At 72.3% G+C, this 23,339-nt stretch carries 22 protein-coding genes; 15 read left to right on the plus strand and 7 right to left on the minus strand.

Translation table 11 applies throughout. The features are described from left to right. The first annotated feature begins 96 nt into the window (after nt 1-96). The 8 genes from ABZX61_RS21160 to ABZX61_RS21195 all read left to right on the plus strand — a co-directional run bounded on the left by ABZX61_RS21160 (nt 97) and on the right by ABZX61_RS21195 (nt 7,975). Nucleotides 97-1,071 carry an ABC transporter substrate-binding protein gene (locus ABZX61_RS21160; RefSeq protein ID WP_355196832.1) on the plus strand — a complete coding sequence of 325 codons (975 nt, stop codon included), beginning with the start codon at nt 97-99 and terminating at the stop codon, nt 1,069-1,071. Then, nucleotides 1,064-2,053: an ABC transporter substrate-binding protein gene (locus tag ABZX61_RS21165; RefSeq protein ID WP_355196834.1), complete on the plus strand. Its 990-nt coding sequence runs from the start codon at nt 1,064-1,066 to the stop codon at nt 2,051-2,053. Before ABZX61_RS21160 ends, ABZX61_RS21165 begins: the two co-directional genes overlap by 8 nt. Continuing rightward, nucleotides 2,050-2,871, plus strand: a complete 822-nt coding sequence (locus tag ABZX61_RS21170) for an ABC transporter permease subunit (protein WP_355196836.1) — start codon at nt 2,050-2,052, stop codon at nt 2,869-2,871. Before ABZX61_RS21165 ends, ABZX61_RS21170 begins: the two co-directional genes overlap by 4 nt. Next, nucleotides 2,868-3,620, plus strand: a complete 753-nt coding sequence (locus tag ABZX61_RS21175; RefSeq protein WP_355196838.1) for an ABC transporter ATP-binding protein — start codon at nt 2,868-2,870, stop codon at nt 3,618-3,620. The genes ABZX61_RS21170 and ABZX61_RS21175 overlap by 4 nt, the downstream gene beginning before the upstream one ends. Next, nucleotides 3,617-5,131 (plus strand): hypothetical protein, encoded by a 1,515-nt coding sequence (locus tag ABZX61_RS21180; RefSeq protein ID WP_355196840.1) that lies wholly within the window; start codon nt 3,617-3,619, stop codon nt 5,129-5,131. Before ABZX61_RS21175 ends, ABZX61_RS21180 begins: the two co-directional genes overlap by 4 nt. Nucleotides 5,132-5,230: 99 nt before the next feature. Continuing rightward, nucleotides 5,231-6,007: an LLM class flavin-dependent oxidoreductase gene (locus ABZX61_RS21185; protein ID WP_355196842.1), complete on the plus strand. Its 777-nt coding sequence runs from the start codon at nt 5,231-5,233 to the stop codon at nt 6,005-6,007. After that, a complete protein-coding gene (locus ABZX61_RS21190) occupies nt 5,997-7,097 on the plus strand; it encodes an LLM class flavin-dependent oxidoreductase (RefSeq protein ID WP_355196843.1) in 1,101 nt (366 codons plus the stop codon). Before ABZX61_RS21185 ends, ABZX61_RS21190 begins: the two co-directional genes overlap by 11 nt. Then, the gene (locus tag ABZX61_RS21195; protein WP_355196845.1) at nt 7,094-7,975 is read left to right on the plus strand and encodes an ABC transporter substrate-binding protein; all 882 of its coding nucleotides are present in this window, start codon (nt 7,094-7,096) and stop codon (nt 7,973-7,975) included. The genes ABZX61_RS21190 and ABZX61_RS21195 overlap by 4 nt, the downstream gene beginning before the upstream one ends. Before the next feature lie 20 nt (nt 7,976-7,995). Here ABZX61_RS21195 and ABZX61_RS21200 read toward each other — a convergent pair whose 3' ends face one another. Continuing rightward, complete coding sequence (locus tag ABZX61_RS21200; RefSeq protein WP_355197074.1) at nt 7,996-9,249, minus strand: NAD(P)-binding domain-containing protein; 1,254 nt, start codon at nt 9,247-9,249, stop codon at nt 7,996-7,998. Between the two features lie 12 nt (nt 9,250-9,261). After that, on the minus strand, nt 9,262-9,810 hold the full coding sequence (locus ABZX61_RS21205) for an OsmC family protein (RefSeq protein WP_355196847.1): 549 nt from the start codon (nt 9,808-9,810) through the stop codon (nt 9,262-9,264). Nucleotides 9,811-9,888: 78 nt separating this feature from the next. On the opposite strand from ABZX61_RS21205, the gene ABZX61_RS21210 reads away from it, so the two are divergent. Genes ABZX61_RS21210 through ABZX61_RS21220 form a run of 3 tightly spaced genes read left to right on the plus strand, consistent with a single transcriptional unit; the run spans nt 9,889 to nt 12,934 of the window. Continuing rightward, nucleotides 9,889-11,121: a homoserine O-acetyltransferase gene (locus ABZX61_RS21210; protein ID WP_355196849.1), complete on the plus strand. Its 1,233-nt coding sequence runs from the start codon at nt 9,889-9,891 to the stop codon at nt 11,119-11,121. Beyond that, nucleotides 11,118-12,455 (plus strand): O-acetylhomoserine aminocarboxypropyltransferase/cysteine synthase family protein, encoded by a 1,338-nt coding sequence (locus tag ABZX61_RS21215; RefSeq protein ID WP_355196851.1) that lies wholly within the window; start codon nt 11,118-11,120, stop codon nt 12,453-12,455. Before ABZX61_RS21210 ends, ABZX61_RS21215 begins: the two co-directional genes overlap by 4 nt. Beyond that, on the plus strand, nt 12,452-12,934 hold the full coding sequence (locus ABZX61_RS21220) for a CoA-binding protein (protein ID WP_355196853.1): 483 nt from the start codon (nt 12,452-12,454) through the stop codon (nt 12,932-12,934). The genes ABZX61_RS21215 and ABZX61_RS21220 overlap by 4 nt, the downstream gene beginning before the upstream one ends. Before the next feature lie 144 nt (nt 12,935-13,078). Here ABZX61_RS21220 and ABZX61_RS21225 read toward each other — a convergent pair whose 3' ends face one another. From ABZX61_RS21225 to ABZX61_RS21235, 3 genes are all read right to left on the minus strand, one after another. After that, a complete protein-coding gene (locus ABZX61_RS21225; protein ID WP_355196855.1) occupies nt 13,079-14,407 on the minus strand; it encodes a hypothetical protein in 1,329 nt (442 codons plus the stop codon). Nucleotides 14,408-14,535: 128 nt separating this feature from the next. Beyond that, nucleotides 14,536-15,189: a response regulator transcription factor gene (locus tag ABZX61_RS21230; RefSeq protein WP_355196857.1), complete on the minus strand. Its 654-nt coding sequence runs from the start codon at nt 15,187-15,189 to the stop codon at nt 14,536-14,538. Next, nucleotides 15,164-16,300, minus strand: coding sequence for a histidine kinase (locus ABZX61_RS21235; protein WP_355196859.1), 1,137 nt, complete (start codon nt 16,298-16,300; stop codon nt 15,164-15,166). The genes ABZX61_RS21230 and ABZX61_RS21235 overlap by 26 nt, the downstream gene beginning before the upstream one ends. 167 nt (nt 16,301-16,467) lie before the next feature. Between ABZX61_RS21235 and ABZX61_RS21240 the strand changes: the two genes are divergently transcribed. From ABZX61_RS21240 to ABZX61_RS21250, 3 genes are all read left to right on the plus strand, one after another. Then, nucleotides 16,468-18,330 (plus strand): serine hydrolase domain-containing protein, encoded by a 1,863-nt coding sequence (locus ABZX61_RS21240; RefSeq protein WP_355196861.1) that lies wholly within the window; start codon nt 16,468-16,470, stop codon nt 18,328-18,330. A gap of 362 nt (nt 18,331-18,692) precedes the next feature. Next, complete coding sequence (locus ABZX61_RS21245) at nt 18,693-19,574, plus strand: helix-turn-helix transcriptional regulator (RefSeq protein WP_355197076.1); 882 nt, start codon at nt 18,693-18,695, stop codon at nt 19,572-19,574. Between the two features lie 198 nt (nt 19,575-19,772). Then, nucleotides 19,773-20,810 carry a zinc-dependent alcohol dehydrogenase family protein gene (locus tag ABZX61_RS21250; RefSeq protein ID WP_350730924.1) on the plus strand — a complete coding sequence of 346 codons (1,038 nt, stop codon included), beginning with the start codon at nt 19,773-19,775 and terminating at the stop codon, nt 20,808-20,810. Nucleotides 20,811-20,837: 27 nt separating this feature from the next. On the opposite strand, the gene ABZX61_RS21255 is transcribed toward ABZX61_RS21250, so the two are convergent. Then, complete coding sequence (locus ABZX61_RS21255) at nt 20,838-21,812, minus strand: NAD(P)-dependent alcohol dehydrogenase (protein ID WP_355196863.1); 975 nt, start codon at nt 21,810-21,812, stop codon at nt 20,838-20,840. A gap of 65 nt (nt 21,813-21,877) precedes the next feature. Here ABZX61_RS21255 and ABZX61_RS21260 point away from each other — a divergent pair, with 65 nt between their 5' ends. After that, the gene (locus tag ABZX61_RS21260; protein ID WP_355196865.1) at nt 21,878-22,534 is read left to right on the plus strand and encodes a helix-turn-helix domain-containing protein; all 657 of its coding nucleotides are present in this window, start codon (nt 21,878-21,880) and stop codon (nt 22,532-22,534) included. Between the two features lie 166 nt (nt 22,535-22,700). Here the strand turns inward: ABZX61_RS21260 and ABZX61_RS21265 are convergent, their stop codons facing one another. Next, nucleotides 22,701-23,279, minus strand: a complete 579-nt coding sequence (locus ABZX61_RS21265; RefSeq protein WP_355196867.1) for an SRPBCC family protein — start codon at nt 23,277-23,279, stop codon at nt 22,701-22,703. Nucleotides 23,280-23,339 lie beyond the last annotated feature (60 nt).

Consider the following 23,339-nt stretch of genomic DNA (forward strand, 5'->3'; position numbering starts at 1 on the left):
GCCGTGACCAGGTGAGAGCGGGTCAGGCCGGGAACGCTTCCCGCATCGCGGGATATTCTTTGCATTTCCTACCAATTTACAAGCAAACTCTCTGCCATGACCACCGCCGCACTCGACACCATCTGGTTCACCCGCTGTCCCGTGCCCACCGCGACGGGCATCGCGGCGGACCAGGGCTGGCTGGCCGGGGAGTTCGCCGCCGACGGGATCGAGGTCCGGTCCCTGCAGGACGACTCGCCTGACGTCCCCCGCGAGACGCACTACACCCACGCCCTGACCGGCCTGTTCCGCGAGGGCGGCAACGTGCCCGCGCTCTGGGCGCGCTCCCGCGGCGAGGCCACCCGGCTCATCGGGCTCACCTGGATCGAGGAGCACCAGGCCGTCCTGGTCCGCGCCGGCACCGCTCTGGAGCGCCCCGAGCAGCTCAAGGGCCTGCGCCTGGCCGTTCCCCGGCACCGCATCGCGATCGACTTCTGGCGGGCCATGGCCCTGCACGGCTTCCACGGAGCCCTGTCCCTGGCCGGGCTCGGCCTCGGCGACGCCGAGCTGGTGGACATCGCGGCCGAGCCGGGCGGCGGCCAGTGGGAGGCCGAGCTGGCCGCGCTGGCCGCCGGCGAGGTGGACGCGGTCTACGTCAAGGGCGCGCTCGCCGTCGAGGCCGCTCTGCGCCATGGCGCAGAGGTCGGCATCGACCTCGACGCCGTGGCGGACCGGCGGGCGCGGGTGAACAACGGCACCCCGCGGCCGATCACCGTGCACCAGCGCCTGCTCGACGAGCACCCCGACGTGGTCACCCGTTTCCTCGGCGTCCTGCTGCGGGCGGCCGACTGGGCCGCCGATCACCCGGCGGAGGTCGCCAGAATCCTCGGGGCCGAGACCGGAGCGGGCGCGACCGGCGTGGCCGCCGCCTACGTCCCCGGCGCCTCCCTCCACCTGGACCTGTCGCCCGAACGCCTCGACCTGCTGGCCGAGCAGGAGCACTTCCTGCGCGGCCACCGCTTCCTCGAATCGCCCGTGGACGTCGCGGCCTGGGCCGACCACACCCCGCTCCAAGGAGTCACCCATGCGTAAGCTGCTGCTCGCCGTCCCTCTCGTCCTCCTGGCCGCCGCCTGTGGCGGCGGCACCGGCGCCACCACCGCCCAGGAGCAGGTGGTCGTCCGGATCGCGGACCCGGGCAACAGCGGCTTCCTGGCCGTCGCGAAGAAGGACGGCAGCCTGGACGCCGCCCTGGCCAAGGTCAACGCCAAGGTCAAGTGGGCCGGCGACTTCTCCGTCTTCGCCCCCGCCGCCCAGGCCATCAACGCCGGCTCGCTCGACATCGCGACCGGCTCGATCACCTCCGGCCTCACCGCGCTGGCCGTCAAGCCCAGCTTCAAGATCTTCGCCACGGTGCCGCCCGACCTCGCCGGCGAGGGGATCGTGGTCAAGAACGGCTCGCCGATCAAGTCGGTCGCGGACCTGGCCGGGCGCACCGTGGCCGTCGGGCACGGCGGCACCAGCGAGTACCTGCTGCTCAAGGCGCTGCAGACGTTCAACGTGCCGGTGGACAAGGTCAAGCGCGTCTACCTGCTGCCGCCGCAGACCGCGCCGGTCTTCGGCTCGGGCAAGGTGGACGCCTGGGCGACGTTCTCCACCTTCCTCATCCCCGCCGTCACCGACCTGGACGCGCGGATCCTGGCCGACGGCGAGGCCATCAAGTCGGACAACTACGTGATCTACGTGGCCGCCAACAAGCTGCTCGACGAGCATCCCGAGGTGGTCAAGGCCCTGTTCGAGTTCCTCAAGGAGGGCAGCGCGAAGGAGATCGCCGACCCGGCGGCGTACCTGAACGTCTTCACCCAGGCGGGCCCGCAGGCCGTGCAGGGCAAGCAGAAGGACCTGGTGGTCGACATCCAGAAGAAGGGCAAGCCCGCCCAGGCGGTCACCGCACCCGAGATCGCGAAATATCAGGAGGTCGCGAAGTTCTTCCTCGACCAGAAGGTGCTCACCGCGCCGCTGGACGTCTCCCGGCACGTCGTGGACGTGACGACGCTGGGGAACGCGAAGCAGTGAGCGCCGCAGTGCAGGGGCTCGTCGCCCCGAACCCGCCCCGCGCCGCCGGACGCGCGCCCGCGCTGACGTTCGCGCTGCGGGCCATCGGCCCCGTCCTGCTGCTGGCGGCCTGGTACGCGGCCACCGCCTCCGGCACCCTCACCAAGGACGTGCTCGCCGGCCCCCAGGACGTCGTCAAGACCTACGGCGAGCTGTGGGCCGACGGCCAGCTCCCGGAGGCGCTGCGCGTGTCCGTCACCCGGGCCGGCCTCGGCCTGGTGCTGGGCGCCTCCACCGGACTGCTGCTCGGCGTCGTCTCCGGTTTCACCCGGCTCGGCGAGGAGCTCGTGGACTCCTCGATGCAGGCGCTGCGCGCCATCCCCTTCCTGGCGCTGACCTCGCTGTTCGTCGTCTGGTTCGGGATCGAGGAGGCCTCCAAGATCCTGCTGATCGGCGTGGCCTGCACCTTCCCCATGTACGTCAACGTCTCCAGCGGCGTGCGCAACGTGGACCGCAAGGTCGTCGAGGCGGCGCGCTCGTTCGGCCTGGGCCGGCTCGCGATCGCCCGCGAGGTCGTGCTGCCGGGCGCGCTGCCGTCGGTCTTCGCCGGGCTGCGCCTGGCCACCACGCTCAGCGTGATCGCGCTGATCGCGGCCGAGGAGATCAACGTGACGGCCGGGCTCGGCTACCTCATGGCCCGCGCCACCGACTACCTGCGCACCGACATCCTGGCGCTGTGCGTGCTGCTCTACGCCGTGATCGGGCTGCTGGCCGACCTGGCGCTGCGGCTGGTCGAACGGGGGACGATGCCCTGGCGCAAGGCGGTGAGCATCCGATGAGCCGAGAGACGGGCCCAGGATCGGCGGGCCTGGCCGTACGGACGAGAGGGCTGCGCAAGGTCTTCGGCGAGCGCGCCGTGCTCGACGGCGTGGACCTGGACGTGCGCCGTGGCGAGTTCCTCGCGCTGCTCGGCGCGAGCGGCACGGGGAAGACCACGCTGCTGCGCATCCTCGCCGGCCTGGACGCCGCCACCGGCGGAACCGTGCTCGTACCCCCGGCGCGCACGGTCGTCTTCCAGGAGCCGCGGCTCATCCCCTCCAAGCGCGCGCTCGCGAACGTGATCATCGGGCAGGGCCGCTCCGCCCGCGCCAAGGGGCTCGAGGCGCTGGCGGAGGTGGGCCTGAGCCGGCACGCCGACGCCTGGCCCGCGACGCTGTCCGGCGGCGAGGCCCAGCGGGTGGCGCTGGCCAGGGCCCTGGTACGCGAGCCGGAGCTGCTCCTGCTGGACGAGCCGTTCGCCGCGCTCGACGCGCTCACCCGGCTGCACATGCAGGACCTGATCGCCGAGTTGTGCGCCCGGCACCGCCCGGCCGTGGTGCTGGTCACGCACGACGTCGAGGAGGCGATCCTGCTAGCCGACCGGATCGCGGTGCTGCGCGAGGGCCGGTTCGTCACGGACCTGCGGGTCGGCATCGACCGTCCGCGCGACCGGACGGACCCCGTCTTCGTCGAGCTGCGCCGCCGCCTCCTCGCCGACCTCGGCGTCGACACCCACGCGGGCACGCCGCGCGAGGAGGTGGCACGGTGACCGCGCCCACCCCGCCTGCGCCCCGCACGCCGAGGGCCACGACCACACACTGCGCACCGCGCACCGCGCCGACCGCGTGGATCGACGAGAACACACCCGTGCTGACCGGGCTCGCGGACCGCATCTGGGCCTACGCCGAGCCGTCGCTGCGCGAGTGGCGCTCCGCGCTGGCCACCGCCGAGGTGCTGCGTACGCACGGCTTCGCGATCTCGTGGGGCACCGCCGGTCTGCCGGCCGCCTTCGTCGCCACCTCCGGTGACAGCGGCCCCGTGCTCGGCTTCAACGTCGAGTACCACGCGCTGCCCGGCCTGTCCCAGCGCGCCGGCGTCCCCCGCCACGAGCCCACCGTGTTCGAGGGCGACGAGTACGCCCCCGCCTACGGTCCCGGCCACGGGTGCGGCCACAACGCCCTGGCGGCGGCGTCGACCGGCGCGGCCATCGCCGCCGCCAGGGCCCTGCGCGGCCGGGCGACCATCAAGGTGTTCGCCTCCACGGGCGAGGAGCAGCTCGTCGGCAAGGCGTACGCGGTGCGCGACGGCGCGTACGACGGCCTCGACGCCTTCCTCGACTGGCATCCCGCTCCCGTCACCGGAACGGGCTGGGACGTCACCAGCGCGCTGTACTCGGCCACGTTCTCCTTCCTCGGCTCGCCCGGCCACGGCTCGAACCCGCTGGGCACCCGCAGCGGCCTGGACGGGGTGCTCCTGCTGACCGGCATGATCGAGCGCCTGCGCGCGGGCAACGTCTCCCCGTCGGGCCGGATCGGCTACGCGATCGGGGGCGGCGGCGCTCCCAACGTCACCCCCGACCTGCAGACGTTGTGGGTCTACGTCCGCGAGGCCACCCACGAGCGGGCCAGGACCCTCTATGACAAGGTCGTGGCCTGCGCCGGGGCCGCCGCCATCGCCAGTCAGACCCGGCTCGAACACCGGCTGGTGACGGCGATCAGGCAGGGGCTCGGCAACCGGGCGGGCACGGAGCTGCTGCACCACACGATGAGCGAGCTCGGTCCGCCCGCGTTCACCGACGCCGACCACGAGTTCGCGGTGCGGCTGCAGGAGGCGATCGGCAGGCCGGGTTCCGGCCTGGCGGCAGGGGTCCTGCCGCTGCGCCCGCCCACCGGGCCGGACCTGGGCGGGCCGTCCAGCGACACCTCGGAGGTGAGCTGGACGGCGCCGCACCTCAGCCTGACCGCGGCGGTGGTTCCGATCGGCGTGCCGCTGCACTCGTGGGCGGCCACGGCCGCCACCGGCACCACGATCGCCCACGCCGGGCTGCTGGCCGCCGCCCGCTACCTGGCCATGGCGGCCGTCACGCTGGTCGAGCAGCCCGAGACGCTGGCGGCGGTCCGGCAGGAGTTCGCCGCCCGTGAACGGGGGCCGGGACCGCTGCCCGCCGGGGCGGAGCCTCCGTACCACCTGCCGCCGCCCACGTTCCTCCAGGAGACGGGGCAGTCGGCGCGCCCGATCAGGACGCCGCCCGTTTCCGCCGAACTCCTAGGAAAGATCTGACATGACCGTCCTGCTCATCTCCGGCCGCATGATCGACCACCTGTCCGGGCGGCCCGCCGCGGTCTTGCGCCTGGCGGCGGTGGCATGATGACCCGCCCCGTGACATCCCGCTTCCACGTCGTCCTCCCCACCAGGAGCACCGCCGCCCCGGAGTTGCCCGCGTTCGTCACCGACGTGCGGCCCGCCCTGACCGATCCGGCCGGGCGGACCGCCGTGGCCGCGGACCTGGCCGGGCTGGCGGGTGCGCTGGTGCCGTTCGACCCCGGCGGGCAGGAGTCCCTGACCGTCGCCGCGAACGTCCTGCGCCGTACCCGGCACCTGCGCGTGGTCGCCGGGTTCCACGCCGCGGCCGCCACCCCCGTCTACGCCGCCAAGCTCTCGGCCTCGCTGCAGCGCTTCGCCGCCGGCCGGCTGGGCTGGCGGCTCACGGTGGACCTGGACCCGGCTGCGGCCAGGGCGCAGGGAGACTTCCTGACCGGCGCCGATCGCCATGCCCGCGCCGGCGAGTTCCTGACCGTCGCCAAGGGCGTCTGGCAGGGCCGGCCGTTCGACTTCCGGGGCGACTTCTACGAGGTCGCCGCGGGCGGCTTCGGCCCGCCGCTGTCGGCGCCGCCCTTCCCCGAGGTGCAGCTCTCCGGCACCTCCCCCGAGGCCCTCGCGCTGTCGCGGCGGCACGCGGACGTGCACGTCTTCGCCGAGGGCGACGACCTGGACGCCCTCGTCCCCGAACTGCCGGGCCTGCGCTACGGCGTCCAGCTGTCCTCGCTCGACCACGTGGCGGAGTACGCCCGCCGCGGCGTGAGCGAGTTCTTCGTCCCCGCCGAGGACGTCTACCACCTCGGTGAGCACCTCAAGGAGCAGGCTCTTGCCGGTTGACATCTACTGGCGCATCCACATGGAGGGCGACCAGCCGTCGCTGCGCCGCAGGGTCCGCAGCCGCGGCGGCTTCGCCCCGGGCGGCACCGCCCCCGGCACCCGGGACGGCCGCGACGACGGCTACACCCACGCCGACTACATGGCCGAGGTCGCGCGGGCGGCCGAGGAGTCCGGTTTCGTCGGAGGGCTGCTGCCGAACTTCCCGCACACCGACGACCCGTGGGCCGCCGCCGCGACGCTGGCCCGCGAGACCACCTCCTACCGCTTCATGGTGGCCTTCCAGCCCGGGTTCCTGCACCCGGTGCAGGCGGCCCGGATGACGGCCACGCTGCAGCGGGCGACCGGCGGCCGGATCGTCTACAACGTCATCTCCGGCGGCGGCGGTCCCGCGCAGCTCTGGTGGGGCGACAAAGTGGATCACGACGACCGCTACGCGCGGACCTCGGAGTTCCTGGACGTGCTCAAGGGCGTCTGGCAGGGCGGGCACACCCATCACGGCCGCTTCTACCAGGTGGAGGACGCGGGTCTGCCGGAGGAGCTGGCCGGGCAGCCGTTCCCGGAGATCTTCTTCTCCGGCTCCTCCCCCGCCGCCATCGACGCCGCCGGCCGGCACGCCGACTACTACCTGTCCTGGCTGGAGCCGTTCGACGCGCTGGCGGAGAAGTTCGACGCCGTACGCGCGCACAGCTCCACGCCGCCCCGGTTCGCCGTGCGCGTGGACGTGCTGGCCCGGGAAAGCGAGGAGGAGGCGTGGGAGGAGATCCGGCAGGGCTGGGCGGCCAGGCCGCGCGGCGACGACTCCGGCGGGGGCGACTCCGTCGGCGTGCGGCGCAGCCGTTCCTTCCTCGCCGGGGCCGGTGACGACCCCCGCGCCCTGGAGGTCGCCCCCAACGTGTGGGGCGGGTTCGGCCAGTTGCGCGACGGCCCCGCCTTCGGCCTGGTCGGCGACTACCACCAGGTCGCCGAACGCCTCGACCAGCTCCTGGACCTCGGCGTGGACGCCTTCATCCTGGCCGGAATCCCCCATCTCGAAGAGGCCCGCCGCGTGGGCCGCCAGGTTCTGCCGCTACTGAAAGGACGCACCTCATGACCACCCGAGCCGGCTTCTTCCCGCAGAACAACACCTTGTGGGTGGCCCGCCACCGCGACCTGCTGCCCGGCGTGGAATGGGTGGACCTGAACGCGCTGGGCCGGGGCGCGCCGGTCGATCCCACCAGGGCGCTCCCGTCCGCCCACGGCGACCACCTGTTCGACGGCGGGTACGACTTCATCGGCACCGGCTCCACTCCCCCGGTCACCGCCCAGGCCAAGGGGCACGACATCGTGTACGTGGCGATCTCGGAGCCGCGGGTCGAGAACGGCCGCCTGGTGGTGCGGGACGACTCGCCGATCGGCTCAGTGGCGGAGCTGAAGGGCAAGCGGGTGGCCCTCGGCCACGGCTCGTGGCAGACCACGCTCCTGCTGCTGGCCCTGGAGCGCGCCGGGCTCGGCTGGGGCGACATCGTCCCCGTGGACGCCTACGGCAACGCCGCCGAACTCCTGGTGAACGGCGACGTGGACGCCTGGGTGGGCTCCTACCCGTACCTGACGCCGGTCGAGTCGCGCACCAGGACGCTCGTGGAGACCGACGGCCTGTTCAGCCACCGCTCGCTCTGGTTCACCCGCCGCGACTTCGCGCGGGACCGGCCCGACGAGCTGGCCAGGATCGTCACCGCGCTCCAGGAGGCCGATCGCTGGACCGCCGGGCACCCGCGCGAGGCGGCCGCCCTGTTCGACGGCGACCTCGACGCCTGGGAGCACGCGCTGCGCACCCGACCCTGGGGGCTGCACCCGGTCAGCGAGGAGTTCGTTGCTGAGCAGCAGCACGCCGCCGACCTCTTCCACGCCAACGGGCTGATCCAGAAGAAGATCTCGGTCGCGGACGCCGTACTTCCCGAGATCGGCGAGCTGGTGCTGCGGACCCGCTGAGCCGTCCGGGCGGCCGGGGATCACCGTCGTACGGCCAGATACCGCGCGAGGTGGTCGATCACCTCGCGCGCGTCGTCCTCGATGCCGTGGATGAACGTGGACCTGCGCCGCCGCAGCACGGGCAGCCCCAGCGCGTACAGTCCCGGGCTGTCGACGACGCCGCCGTCGTGGCGCAGCCGGCCTTTCTCGTCGATCACGGGCACGTCGAGCCAGCCGTAATCGGGCCGGAAACCCGTCGCCCACACGATCGTGCGGATCTCGCCGCTCCGCAGGTCGAGCCGCAGGCGCGCCGACTCGGGCACCCGGGTCGGCGCGAAGCGCTCGGGCGGGCCGGCCTCGGCGTCGCGGCCGCGCGTACGCGCCCACTCGTCGAACGTGCCCAGCAGGCGCTCCATCTTGAGGTCCGCGAGCGAGAACACGTTGCGCAGCCCGCCGGAGAACAGCGCGCATCCGTCGCGCACGGCCGCCCAGCGGCCGACCAGCTCGACGCCCATCGAGGTGAGCGCGTTGAGATCGAGCGTCGTGCGTTCGGGAGTGCCGACGAGCTGGGGCGATGGCAGCCGCCGGGCCCGCGCGAGATCGTCGACCTCGTCGTATCGCTGGTCCCACACGCCGGAGGCGTCCATCCACCACAGCACGTCGCGTCCGCGGTAGGTGCGGGGCAGCCGCACGTGCTCCCCCACCGAGAGCGTCACCGGCCGGCCGGACCCGCGCAGCTCGGCGGCCAGCTGCACGCCGGTCGCCGACGCTCCCACCACGAGCACCCCGCCGTCGGGCAGCCGATCGGGGGCACGGTAGTCGAACGGCGTCAGCTGCTCGACGGACGACGGCACCTCGTCGCCGAACCGCGGCACCGCCGGCCGGTTGCAGGCCCCGCTGGCGATGACCACCGTCCGGCAGCGGATCTCGCCGCGGCTCGTGGTCACGTGGTATCCGTCGCCGGTACGCCGGACGGACGTGACGTTCGTGCCGGTCCGGACGGGAGCCCGGGAGAACGCGGCGAAGCGCCCGATGAACTGCGTCACCTCCTTCGTGGTCATGTAGCCGTCGGGCTCCGGGCCTTCGTAGCGAAGGCCCGGCAGGCGGCTCTGCCAGTTGGGGGTGAGCAACCGGAAGGAGTCCCAGCGTTCGCGCCGCCAGGAGTTCGCCACCTCGCCGCGCTCGATCACCAGGTGATCGAGCGACCGTTCGCGCAGGAAGTGGCTCGCGGCGAGACCGGCGTGGCCCGCGCCGATGACGACCGTGGTGACGTGCTCGATGGCTCGGCCTTTCAGGCTTTCAGGCTTTCAGGCGACGTCGACGGTGACGTTCGTCGGGTTGGTGAGGGCGTCGAACACGGCCGACCGCTTCTGGGACTGGGCCACCAGCGCCTCGATCTCCTGCTTGGAGGCGTCCGCGTCGATGGTGAACGTCACCTTGATGTCGTTGAAGCCGTTGCGGACGTCGGCGTCGACGCCGAGGATGCCGCGGATGTCGTGCTCGCCTTCGAGCGTCGCCTCAACCGAGCGCAGCTGGATGCCGCGGTTCTGCGCGACGGACGCCACGCCGGCCGTCAGGCAGCTCGCCAGGCCGACGAGGAGGTACTCGATCGGCGTGATGCCGTTGTCCTCGGCCGCGAAGACCTCGGGGTGGTCGGCGTCGAACACCGCTTCGGTCCGGTGGCTCTGCTCCTGCCCGAGCCCGAAGAACTCCTTGACCGTGGTGGTGCTGTGGACGCCGTTCTGCCACCTGGAGGATGCCCGCCAGACGAACTGCGCGGCCTCGGGCGCGCCCTTCAGCGCCTCGCGCGCGTCCAGCAGCGCCTGCACGTTCACGCCATTGGCGACCGTGGTCATGTCCCGCCCCTTCCGGCTCTTCCCGCATTTCCGGTAGGTATTTGACCATACACGCGCCGTGGCGGCTACCATAGCCCTATGTCGCAGCCAGCCCCGGCGCTCGCGGCCGGCACGATCGGCACGGTCGGCACCGTGGAAACCCGCTACCTCGACCTGCCGGAGCCGCTACACCTCGACTGCGGCCGGGAGCTGCACCCGGTCCGCGTGGCCTACGAGACCTACGGCGCCCTCTCGCCCCGGCGCGACAACGTCGTCCTGGTGTGTCACGCGCTCAGCGGCGACGCCCATGCCGCGGGCCTGGCGAAGGCGCCGTCCGGCCAGAGCACGCGCGACGGTTTCGGGGCCGAGGAGCGCGACGGCGCGGGCGGCAAGGGGCTCGGCTGGTGGGACGGGATGATCGGCCCCGGCAAGGCGTTCGACACCGACCGGTTCTTCGTCATCTGCACCAACCTGCTCGGCGGCTGCCGCGGGACGACGGGTCCGTCGTCGATCGACCCGGCGACGGGCAGGCCGTACGGGCCGGACTTCCCCGTGGTCACGGTCGCGGACATGGTACGGACGCAGCGAGCGTTCCTCGACGTCCTGGGCATCGACCGGCTCGCGGCGGTGGCCGGGGGCTCGCTCGGCGGAATGCAGGCGCTGCAGTGGGCGGTCCTGTTCCCTGACCAGGTCGACGCGGTCGTGGCCATCGCCAGCACGCACGCCCTCCACCCGCAGGGGGTGGCCTGGAACGCGATCGCGCGTGACTCGATCATGCGCGATCCGGCCTGGCAGGGCGGCCACTACTACGGCACGGGCCGCGCGCCCCATGCGGGCATGGGGGTGGCGCGGATGGTCGGCCACATCACGTACCTGTCCGCACCCGCGCTGAGCGAGAAGTTCGGCAGGCGGCTGCAGTCCGCCGACGCGCTCCGCTACACGATCAGCGAGCCGGAGTTCGAGGTGGAGAGCTACCTGCGCCACCAGGCCGACTCGTTCGTCAAGCGCTTCGACGCCAACACCTACCTCTACACCTCGCGCGCGCTGACGTATTTCGATCTCGCGCGGCAGCATGGCGGCGGGTCTCTCTCACCGGCCCTCGAAGGCGTTTGCGCCCGGACGCTGCTCATCGCCTTCAGCTCCGACTGGCTGTACCCGCCGTCGGCGTCGGAGGAGATCGAGCAGGCGCTGCGCGCCCTCGGCAAACCGGTCGAGTTCGAGGTGATCGAGGCGCCGTACGGCCACGACTGCTTCCTGCTCGAGGAGGCGCGGCAGACGCCCATCATCCGCCGGTTCCTGGCCGGGGCGACGTCGAGGAAGGGGTCTTCGTGACCGATCAGTTCCCCCGTGCCGAGCAAGCCCGCGCGTTCGGGTTCGAGACCCGGCAACTGCACGCCGGGCAGCGGCCCGACCCGAACACGGGCGCCCGTGCGGTGCCGATCTTCCAGACGACGAGCTATGTCTTCGAAGACCCCGAGTCCGCGGCGGCGTACTTCAACCTGCAGGAGTACGGGAACACGTACTCGCGCATCATGAACCCGACCGTCGCGGTGTTCGAGGAGCGGGTGGCGAGCCTCGAGGGCGGCAGCGGCGCGGTGGCGTTCGCCAGCGGGATCGCCGCGCAGGCGGCCGCGCTGTTCACGCTGCTGCAGCCGGGCGACCACGTCGTCTCGTCCTCGGCGCTGTACGGCGGGACGGTGAACCAGCTCAAGCACCTGCTGCGCAAGATGGGCGTGGAGCTGACATGGGTCGATCCCGACGATCCGGACGCGTGGCGCCAGGCGGTGCGGGCGAACACGAAGGCGTTCTTCGGCGAGACGATCGGCAATCCCGCCGGTAACGTGCTGGACATCGAGACCGTGGCGGCCATCGCCCACGAGCACGAGCTGCCGCTGATCGTGGACAACACGTTCGCGACGCCGTACCTGTGCCGCCCGATCGAGTGGGGCGCCGACATCGTGATCCACTCGGCGACCAAGTTCATCGGCGGCCACGGCACGAGCATCGGCGGCGTCGTGGTCGAGGCCGGCACGTTCAACTGGTCCAACGGGCGGTTCCCGGTGGTCGCGGATCCGTCGCCCGCCTACCACGGCCTGCGGTTCCACGAGACGTTCGGGACCTACGGCTACCTGATGAAACTGCGGGCCGAAACCCTGCGCGACCTCGGCGCCGCGCTCTCGCCGTTCAACGCCTTCCTGTTCCTGCAGGGGCTGGAGACGCTGTCGCTGCGCATGGACCGCCACGTCGACAACGCGCGGGCCGTCGCGGCCTTCCTCCAGGCGCACGACCTGGCCTCCAACGTGACCTACCCCGGCCTGCCGGACAGCGGGTACCGGCCGCTGGTGGAGAAGTACCTCCCGCGCGGCGCCGGCGCCGTCTTCTCCTTCGACTGCGCCGGCGGCCGGACCGGCGGGCAGAGCCTCATCGGCGGCCTGACGCTCTGGTCCCACCTGGCGAACGTCGGCGACGCCAAGAGCCTGGTCATCCACCCCGCCAGCACGACGCACCGCCAGCTCGGCGACGACGAACTGCGGGCGGCCGGCGTCGGGCCGGGAACGGTGCGGCTGTCGGTCGGCACCGAGTCCGTCGAGGACCTGATCTGGGATCTGGAGCAGGGTTTCGCCCGCGTCGCCGGGACGAACGGAAAGAAGGTGGAGACGCCATGACCGAGCTCGGGCGATACCAGGACCCGCTGACGATCCAGCGCGTGCTGCACTCCACCAGGACGATCGCGATCGTGGGCCTGTCGGGCAACGAGCTGCGAGCCAGCTACTTCGTCGGCTACTACCTCAGGCGGCACGGCTACCGGGTGATCCCCGTGAACCCCCGCGAGAGGGAGATCCTCGGGGAGACCAGCTACCCGAGCCTGCTCGACGTGCCCGTTCCGGTGGACCTCGTGAACGTCTTCCGCGCGCCGGACGCGCTGCCCGCCATCGCGGAGGAGACCGTGGCGATTCGCGCCGGCGCCCTGTGGTGCCAGTTCGGCGTGATCAACGAGGAGGGCGCGCGGATCGCCGGGGACGGCGGCGTGACCGTGATCATGGACCGCTGTCTCAAGGTCGAGCACGCGCGGTATGTGGGCCGGATGCACTGGCTCGGCTTCAACACCCAGCGCATCACGTCCGTCCGCGCCGGGCTCCAGTAACCACCCCTCGGCCCGCGGGCCAGCCGGGGCCGGCGCGGGGAACCGGGAGGACGAGCTCGTCGCAATGTTCGCCCGATACCTCCGGGGGTGGCCCCCGGAGGTATCGGGACGGACGGGCCCGTGCCGGAGGTGGCGGCCGCCTCGTTACGGCGCGTTGGAGGTGAGGACGGCCGCGTCGTAGGCGTCCTCCATCTCCTGGACGTAGGTGAACCAGATGTGCGCGAAGCACCTGGAGTTCGGCAGCGGCGGGGTCGAGGGGTTCCCGCCGCCGCTGGTCTCGCACCGGCTGCCGGTGTCGCCGGCGCGGCCCATGCTGATCAGGCCCACGGCGAAGACCTGGCGGTGGTTCTGCGGGTTGACCTGGAAGACCGGCCCGCCGCTGTCCCCCTGCCCGGCCAGGATCGTCCCGGTGACGCTGTCGAGCTGGGCCATCGGGTACCTCCAGCCGCCGTCCGGGCGGCCGAACTCGATGTCCACCTCGCCCACCTTCGCGTTGCACCGGGTGCCGGTGAACGCTCCGCTGGTGCACAGGAACTGGCCCTCGAACGGGTACTTCGACCCGATCACCGGGTTGCTGAACTCGGTGGTGGCGTTGTTGTTGTAGATCACGCCGTCCGTGCTGGTGCGGATCTTCAGGGAGTCGTTGTCGGGGTCGCCGCCGCTCACCGTACCCATCTTGGTGCCGGTGGCGCCGGCGTCGAGCTTGCCGACCAGGACGACCTCGCCGGACTGGCGGCAGTGGTCGGCCGTGAGCAGGAACCGGTCCCCGGTGTTCAGGTCACGGATCCCGAAGCCGGTGGAGCAGTATCCGCTCACGCTGGGCAGACCAGGCCGGCCGATCGTGATCGCGGAGCCGCCCCAGTACGGCATGGTGTCGGCGATGCGCGACAACGGCTCGGCCTGACGGCCCTCGGTCACCGTGACGGGCACGCCGGCCTCCCTGACGACGCTGGACGCGGCGGCGGCGTCGGTCGACCCTGTCACGCCGATCCGCAGGCCGTCCTGCGGGGACTGGTTGATCTGGACGATCCGGAAGCCCTCCGTGTCGCTGGACATGCGTCTCAGACGTTCGCTCTCGCGGTTCAGCTCCCGCGCGGAGTAGCGGGCGGGCACCACGTCGACGGTGCTGTCCGACCCGGAGACGATCGATCGGATCTCGGCGGGCGGGTCGCCCTTCCAGTACAGGCGTACCCGGCGCTCCTCGACGGCTTCGGTGATCTTGCCGAAGCCGTCGAGGGCGCCGCCGGCGGCTTTCAGCCGTTCGGCCGTCGCGTCGAGCTTGCCCTGGACCTGCAGGACCTCGTCCCAGGAGGAGAAACCGGGCGGCGGCTCGGCGGCGATCGTCACAGGCTGGACGACGGCGGGCTTGTCCTGTGGCTGGTCGCCGCCGGCGGACGCCTGCGCGCCGGTCGCGGCCGTCCCGGAGACGACGAGCAGGGCGGCGGCGAAGGTTGTGGTGAAACGTGTACGCATGATGCTTCCTCGTTCGGTTGCGGATGTTGCCGCGCCCGACACTAGGCAGGTACAGAATTCCGTTCTGCAGCAAAATGCGCACCGCTTGCGTCCTTTGAGGCACTGCCCGTCGACGCGTGCGGAGATGCTCAGTCCACCAGGCCGGCGCGGTAGGCGGCGATGGCCACCTGGACCCGGTTGGTGACGACGAGCTTGTCGAACAGGTGGGAGATGTGGCTTTTGACCGTTGCCTCGCTCATGTGCAGGCCGGCCGCGATCTCGGCGTTGGAGCGGCCGAGCCCCACCTCGGTGAGCACCTCGCGCTCGCGGCCGGTGAGGGTCTCCAGCCGGGCGAGCGCGTCCCGGCGGCGCCGGACGGGCGCGTCGGTGGTGACCCGGTGGATCAGCCGCCGCGTCACCTGCGGGGACAGCATCGCGTCACCGCCGTGCGCCAGGCGTACGGCACGGATCAGGTCGTGCGGCGAGGTGTCCTTGAGGAGGAATCCGCAGGCCCCGGCCTCCAGGGCGGTGAAGACGTGCTCGTCGCTGTCGAACGTGGTCAGGATCACGACCGCGGGCGGACGGACGAGCCGGCGGATGGCCTCGGTGGCGGCCAGGCCGTCGGTCCGCGGCATCCTGATGTCCATCAGGATGACGTCCGGCCCCAGGCGGTGAACGGCGTCGACCGCCTCGTCCCCGTCCGCGGCCTCCCCCACGATCTCCACGTCTGGTGCGGATTCGAGGATGAACCGCAGACCGGCGCGGATCAGCGACTCGTCATCCACCAGCAGCGTTTTGATCATGTGTGTCCCCCGGCAACCGGCCCTCGAGACGCCAGCCTCCCCCATCGTCGGGCGCGCCGCGTACCGTTCCGCCGATCAGCCGGAAACGTTCTGCCAGGCCCACGAGACCGGCCCCGGCGCCGGAGGGGGCGGCGGCGGGCTGGAGCGAGCGCTCGTTGGTGACCGTGATGGTGATGCCGTCCTGCGGGCTCCCGGTCACCGAGACGGTGACGGGTGCTCCGAAGGCGTGTTTGTGCGCGTTGGTCAGCCCTTCCTGAACGAGCCGGTAGGCGGCCCGGGCCGTGGCCACCGGCAGCGTGTCGAGGTCGCCGTGCAGGGTGACGATGTTGCCGGCCGCCGCCCAGGACTCCACCAGCCGCCGCAGGTCGGGAAATATGTCGTCATGTCCGGCCCGCAGCACGCCCACGATCTTCCGCAGCTCTTCGAGGGCCTCCTGCGCGGTGCCCCGGATCAGCGCCGCCTCCCGTTCGATGCGTGCCGGTGCCGCGCCGGGGTTGACCTCCAGGCCGCCGGCGTGCAGCGAGATGAGGGTGACCTTGTGCGCGAGCACGTCGTGCATCTCCCGGGCGATCCGGCCGCGTTCGGCGGCCCTGGCCTGTTCGTCGCGCAGGTGCCGTTCGGCCTCGGCGCGCTCCGCGCGTTCGCGCAGTGATCGGGTGAGCTCGCGGCGGGTGGCGACGTACCCGCCCGGCACCAGCACGGCGGCGGTGGCGGCCAGCGCGGGGACCAGGGCGTCCGTGCCGAGCCTGCCGTCGTCGACCCACTGCTGCGCCACGAACCCCGCCACGCCGATCACCGCCAGCGCCGCGAACCGCGCGCCCAGCCGAGCTCCCGCGCCGGAGAACAGGCCGATCAGCAGCGGCCCGGGGTTGCCCGACAGCGCGTACGCGCCCGCCCCGACGGCGGCGACCGCGGTCGGCCACCGATCGCGGAACCACACCGCACCCGTGGCGACCAGCGCGGCGGCGGCGATGACCACGCGCGGCAGCGGCGCCCACGGCGTCTTCACCGCCAGGACCGTCAGGAACAGGCAGACCGTCACGGAGGCCACGCTGATCGCGCGCGGGCCCGGCGCGCGAACCCGCCGCAGCGCCTCCCGGTACGTCACCATCGGCCCAGCGTAGCCAGGGCGGCGGTGCGTCACCTCCTACGACCGTCGATGCCAGCCGTCCGGAAATCTCCGACTTTAGTGTGATGCGGCGATGGCCGTGATGGCGATGCGGCCGGGCCCGCGCAGGCGCCAGCGTTGATGACCCCGACAACGTCAGGAGTCACGCCGTGCGCCCAGTCCCCCTCCTCCGCCTGCTGATCGTCGCCGCCCTGTCGCTGGCTGCCCTCTGGCCTCCCGCCACGGCGGCGGCCTCGGCGCGCATTCCGGACACCCGTGAGCTGGCGGACTTCTTCGACGCCGCGATGGCCAAAGGACTGCGGATCAACCATGTGCCGGGCGCGGTGGTCTCGGTGGTGGGCGCCGGGAAGATCCTCTTCAGCAAGGGGTACGGCCTGGCCGACCGCGAGAACGGGACGTCGTTCGACCCCGGCACCTCCTTGGTGCGGATCGCCTCGATCACCAAGCTGTTCACCTGGACCGCGGTGATGCAACAGGTGCAGCGCGGCAGGCTGGACCTGCACGCGGACGCGAACCGCTACCTCACCACCTTCCGCATCCCCGCGACGTACCCGCAGCCGATCACGCTCGCGCACCTGATGGACCACACCGCCGGGTTCGAGGACAGCACCATCGGCGTGGGCGCGCGCAGCAAGGCCGACGTGCCGCCCCTGGGCACGTATCTCGCCGAGCACGTGCCGGCGCGGGTGCGCCCGCCCGGGCAGGTGTCGGCCTACTCGAACTACGGCGCGGCGCTGGCCGGGCACATCGTGGCGGAGGTGAGCGGGCAGCCCTACGACCAGTACGTGAAGGACCACATCCTCGACCCGCTCGGCATGCGGCACAGCACGGCCTCCGAGCCGGTCCCCGCCCCCTTGGCCGCCGGCCAGGCACGCAGCTACGACTACGAGGACGGGACGTACCAGCGCAAACCCTTCGTCTTCGACAACCTCGCGCCCGACGGATCGATCAGCGCCACCGCGGACGACATGGCCCGCTTCATGATCGCCCATCTGGAGGACGGGCCCCTCCTCGACGAGCCCACCGCCCGCCTCATGCACCAGCGGTCCTTCGCCGCCGACCCCCGCATCGACGGGTACGCCCACGGATTCAAGGAGCAGACCCTCAACGGGCATCGCGTGATCATGCATGACGGCAGCTGGGAAGGCTTCCAGAGCGCGCTGCTGCTGGTGCCCGACGCCGACATCGGCCTGTTCGTCTCCACCAACAGCGTGGGCGGCATCGACGCCGTCACCGAGTTCCTGCCCGCCTTCTTCGACCGCTTCCTGCCGGGCGAGCGCGCCGCGCCCTCAGCTCCTCCCTTCAAGTCGGCCACGCCCGTGGCGGGCTTCTACAGACCGGCCCGCACGGTCGAGTCGACCATCGAGAAGGTGCTCACCCTCACCACCTCCTCCCGGCTGCGGGTGGAGGCCGGCGGGAAGCTCGCCTTCAAGGGCATGACGTGGAGCCCGCTGGCTGCGGGGCTCTACCAGCAGGACGGCGGCTCCCAGCGGCTGGCGTTCGTCACGGACGGCGCCGGCGTCACCTACGCGGCCACCGACGGGCCCGCCTACGAGCTCATCTCCTGGTGGGAGACCCCTCCGGCCAACGTCATCGTCGTCCTGGCGTTCGCCGTCACCGCCCTGACGGCCGTGCTCGGCCTGCCACTGGCCGCCGCGGTCCGGCGGCTGCGCGGACGCCCCTCGGCGACGCCGCGCGCCTGGCGCGCCGGTCGCCTGCTCGCCGGCCTGGGCGGCGCCGTCGGGCTGGTGTTCGTCGTCCTGTTCACGCTGACGCTGATCGGGGACACGAGCATCCTGTACGGCGTGCCGGCCTCCCTGCGGGTTCTGCTGCTCCTTCCCCCGCTGTTCCTGGCCCTCACCATCGCCGCGATCACCACCACCGTGATCGGCTGGAGACACCGGCACCTCGGCGTCCTGGCCCGCGCTCACCAGGTGACCCTGCTGGCCGGAATGCTGGCCCTCGTCTGGTTCTGCCTGCACTGGAACCTGCTCGGCTGGCAGTTCGGCTGACCCCCGCCGCCCGGCCGTCCGGCGCCCCGGCGGGCGCCGAGACGGCGACGAGAACGCCCAGCCCGAGGGCCATACCCAGCTGATGCGCGGTGTTGACCAGGCCGGAGGCGGCTCCGGCGTCGGCAGCGAGCAGGATCATGAAATAGCCGATCAGGATGATCGCCAGGATCGCGGTCGGGCGTGCCGCAGAAGATTGTTCTGCGGTGCCGTCGGCGCGGATGGATCGCATGCTGCCCCTCTTGTGCGGTCGGATGCCGCCAGCCAACGGGGATCCGGGCGGCCGAGGGAGCGACGGTGGTTCGGGGTACTGGCGTTACCTCCTTCACGCCCGTCACCTTGCCTACCCTGGGGTTATGGGCCAGATCGAGCACCGCGCCGAAGTCCGCGAGTTCCTCAGCACGCGGCGCGCCCGCATCACGCCCGAGCAAGCGGGACTGCCCGCCTACGGCGGCAACCGCCGCGTCCAGGGACTGCGGCGGGAGGAGGTCGCGATGCTCGCCGGCGTCTCCATCGACTATTACGTCCGCATGGAGCGCGGCAACCTGTCCGGCGCCTCCGACAGCGTGCTGGACGCCCTGGCCCGCGCCCTGCAACTGGACGAGGCCGAACGGGAGCACCTGTTCGCGCTCGCCCGGGCGGCCGGGCCGGGCCAGCGCCAGCGGCGCACGCCGCCGGCCACGGTACGGCCCGCCATCCAGCAGGTGCTCGACGCCATCACGGACGCACCGGCCTGGATACGCAACGGCCGCCACGACATCGTCGCCATGAACCGCCTGGCCCGCGCCCTGTACTCGCCCGTCCTGGCCGACCCGCGCCGCCCGGCGAACACCACCCGCTTCCTCTACCTGGATCCGGCCGCGCGGGAGTTCTTCGTCGACTGGGACCGGATCGCCAACGACGCCGCCGCCATGCTCCGGCTGGAGGCGGGCCGCGCCCCGCACGACCGGGCGCTGATCGAGCTGGTCGGCGAGCTGTCGACGCGGAGCGAGGTCTTCCGGGAGCGCTGGGCCTCCCACGACGTGCAGTTCCACCGCAGCGGCCGCAAGCGGCTGCGTCACCCGGTGGTCGGCCAGCTCGACCTGGACTTCGAATCGATGGAGCTGCCGTCGGAGCCGGGCCTGACCCTCAACGTCTACACCGCCGCCCCCGGCAGTCCCGGCGCCGACGGCCTCAGGATGCTCGCCAGCTGGGCCGCCACCCAGGACCTCGCCGAGGCGCAGCCGACGGCCGCCGACCAGCGCTGACCAGCGCTGACCTCATGGGGGGCTCTGCCATTACCTGTAACGGCAGGCCCTGCCACATGCCCGGGTGAGCCTGTTCTATGGAGCTTGCCCAGGGGAAACCTTGGCATTCGACGCGGCGGCGGGAGTGGCCGCGGCCCGTGGCCCCGGAGCCGCCCCGCCGCATGCCCGACGACGAAGACAAGAGACGGAAAACCTTTGATGCGAGCTACTTTCATGTACGGTGCCGGCGACGTGCGCGTGGAGCACGCGCCCGACCCGGTCCTGCGCGAGCCCACCGACGCGATCGTCCGCATCCTGCGCTCGTGCGTCTGCGGCAGCGACCTGCACCCGTACCACAACCTGCCGGCCTCGGAGCAGGGCACGCCGATGGGGCACGAGTTCCTCGGCGTGATCGAGGACCTCGGCGGGCAGGTGTCCGGGCTCAAGCGCGGCGACCTGGTCGTGGCGCCGTTCGCCTACTCCGACAACACCTGTGCCCTGTGCCGCGAGGGCCTGCACACCTCCTGCCCCAACGGCGGCTTCTGGGCCTCCGGCGACGTCGGCGGCGGCCAGGCCGAGGCGATCCGCGTCCCGCAGGCCGCCGGCACCCTGGTCAAGCTGCCCGTCGGCGAGGACTCCGAGCTGCTGCCGTCGCTGCTGACCCTGGCCGACGTGTACGGCACCGGCTACCACGCCGCCAAGCAGGCCCAGGTCAACCCGCGCACCACGGTGGCCGTCATCGGCGACGGCGCGGTCGGCCTGCTGGCCGTGCTGTCGGCCAGGCAACTGGGCGCCGAGCGAATCATCCTGATGGGCCGCCACGACGACCGGACCAAGCTCGGCATCGACTTCGGCGCCACCGACGTCGTACCCGAGCGCGGCGCCGAAGGCATCGAGAAGGTACGCGAGCTGACCCGCGGCCAGGGCGTGCACGCGGTGCTGGAGGCGGTCGGCTACATGAACGCCTACGAGACGGCGGTCGGCATCGTCCGCCCCGGCGGGGTGATCAGCCGTGTCGGCGTGCCGCAGTACGAGGACGCCCCGGTCGGGTTCGGCAGCCTGTTCGGCCCCAACATCACCCTGACCGGCGGCCCCGCCCCGGTGCGCGCCTACATCGAGGACCTGCTGCCCGGCGTGCTGGACGGCACCGTCGAGCCGGGCCGGGTGTTCGACCGCACGGTCACGCTGGACGAGGTGCCCGACGGCTACCGCGCCATGGACGGCAGGACCGCGCTGAAGGTCCTCATCCAGCCCTGACCATCCGCCCCTGGGCGACGCCGGGTCTCAGACGACGCGGACGATGATCTTGCCGCGCACGCCGCCCGACACCAGCGCCCGGTGCGCCTGGGCGATCTCCTCCAGCGGGAACACGGTGTCCACGACCGGGCGGATGGCGCCGCTCTCCACGTACCGGGCCAGATCGGCGAAAAGGCGGTGGGTGGGCTGACCGCTGAAGAAGCGCACGCGCCGCCGGCCGTACACGGTGGAGGCGGCGAGGTACGACAGCGTCGAGGCGGCCCGGTTGACGTCGAAGGCGATCGCCACCATGCGACCCGACGGGGTCAGCAGGCGCCGGTAGGCGGGGTGCTCGGTGCCCACGGTGTCCAGGACCACGTCGAACCGCGGCAGATCAGCGGGCCGCGTGGTGGCGTAGTCGTAGACCTCGTGGGCCCCCAGGTCACGGACGAGGTCGAGGTTGCGCGCCCCGGCCAGGGCGGTGACGTGGGCGCCGAGTGCCCTGCCGAGCTGCACCGCCACGACGCCCACGCCGCCGCTGCCGCCGCGTACGAGCAGGCGCTCGCCCGGCCGCAGCTCCGCCTTGTCGCGCAGCGCCGTGATCGCCGTCGTCCCCACCGGGAGCGCCGCGGCCTCCACCAGGTCCAGGCCCGCCGGGACGAGGGACAGCTGACGGGGCCGGACGATCAGATATTCGGCGGCGCTGCCGAACGTGCGGCCCAGCACGCCCCACACCCGATCGCCCACCCGGGGGCCGGGTTCGGCCGGGTCCGGGCCCAGGGCGACGACCTCGCCGGTGAAGTCGAGCCCCATGCGTTTCGGGAACCCCCGCCGCGTCAGCCCCGTCACGAGCCGCACCTTGCCCGCCCGGCCGTGCAGCTCCCCGCCGTTCACGCTGATGGCGTGCACGCGCACCAGCACCTCACCGGGTCCGGGGACCGGCTTGGGCACCGTGCCCACATACAGCACCTCCGGCGGCCCGTACCGGTCGAACAGGGCCGCGCGCATCTCAGTCGCATTCATCTCCACGTGAGCGACGCTACCGGGCTAAACGGATGGGACCGTCCACTTACGCTAATGTGAGAAACATGCCTGGTCATCCCTCTCAGATGGAGCCCGCGCCGGCGCTGCGGGCCGACGCGCGGCACAACCGCGTACGCATCCTCGAGGCCGCGCGGGAGGCGTACGCCACGCGCGGGCTCGACGTGCCCATGGCGGCCATCGCGCGGCGCGCCGGGGTCGGCGTGGCCACGCTCTACCGGCGCTTCCCCTCACGGGAGTCGCTGATCACGGAGGTGTTCGGCGACGAGCTGGCCACGTGCGCGTCGGTCGTGGACGAGGCGCTGGCCGATCCGGACCCGTGGCGGGGGTTCTGCTCGATGATCGAGACGGTGTGCGCGATGCAGGTCGCCGACCGGGGGTTCACCGAGGCGTTCCTGACGGCGTTCCCCGACGCGATCGACTACGAGCGCACGCGGGTGCGGGCCGAGCAGGGCCTCGCCGAGGTGGTACGGCGGGCCAAGGCCGCCGGGCGGCTGCGGGCCGACTTCGACCCGGCCGACCTGACGCTGCTGCTCAAGGCCAACTGCGGCGTCGCCACCGGGACGAACGAGGTCGCGGCGGCGGGGTCGCGGCGGCTGGTGGCGTACCTGCTGCAGTCCTTCCGCGCCCAGCACGCCGAGCCCCTGCCGCCGGTGCCGCCCCTCACCCTCGACCTCCTGCACGGGCAGGCGACGGCGCGGTAGCCCCGGGACTTTGCCCGGGAAGTGTCCGGTCGGCGCCCTGGTCGGTCCCACCCGGCCGACCCGCGGAAGGGAAGATCCGTGAAGTACGGAATCCGGATCACCGCCGTCGTCGCCACCGCGGTGGGCGGCGCCGGCCCGAAGCCGCGGGGCTCCGGGCCGCCCTGGGTCAGCGGCGGTCGCCGGTGCGGGCCTCGGCGGTGGCCTTCAGGGCGTGCAGCCAGGCCTCGAGACCCTTTCCGAGGAAGTCGGTGGCCAGGGGCACATCGGTCTCGATCTGGTCCCCGGCATGGGTCTCCTCGGTCCGTACGAGGACACCGCCCTTGACCTGCGTGAAGGTCCACACATGGACGCCCCGGTCGATGCGCAGCCCTTCGCCGATCGCCGGGCCGGTCCAGCGGATGCACTTGTGGTGCTGCAGTTGCCGCACGGTGGAGGTGATGACCAGCGTGGTCGGCGGGCTGACGGGGGTCGCGGGCACCGGCGTGGTCCACCGGAACCGCGAGTTCTCGCGGAGCGGGCCGGGGTCCAGGCGCTTCATGCTGGTCACGGGCTTCTGCCAGGTGGGCCAGCCTTCCACGTCGGTCTGGAGCCCCCAGACCGTGCGCAGGGGCGCCTTGATCAAGGTCTCGGTCCAGTAGCGGATCTTGGCGGCGGGATCGACGCCTTCCCCCCGGCACTGGAGCCCACCACCGTCGTAGCCGGTGACGGCCTGCGACGACGAGCGCGATCGTGAGCGCGCTGACACGCCTGCTGACTGGGCCGACGACACCGATCCTTATGATCCTTTAACATCTAGAGTCCTAAA

This window comes from Nonomuraea sp. NPDC003709, assembly GCF_040610775.1.
GTDB classification, from domain to species: domain Bacteria; phylum Actinomycetota; class Actinomycetes; order Streptosporangiales; family Streptosporangiaceae; genus Nonomuraea; species Nonomuraea angiospora_A.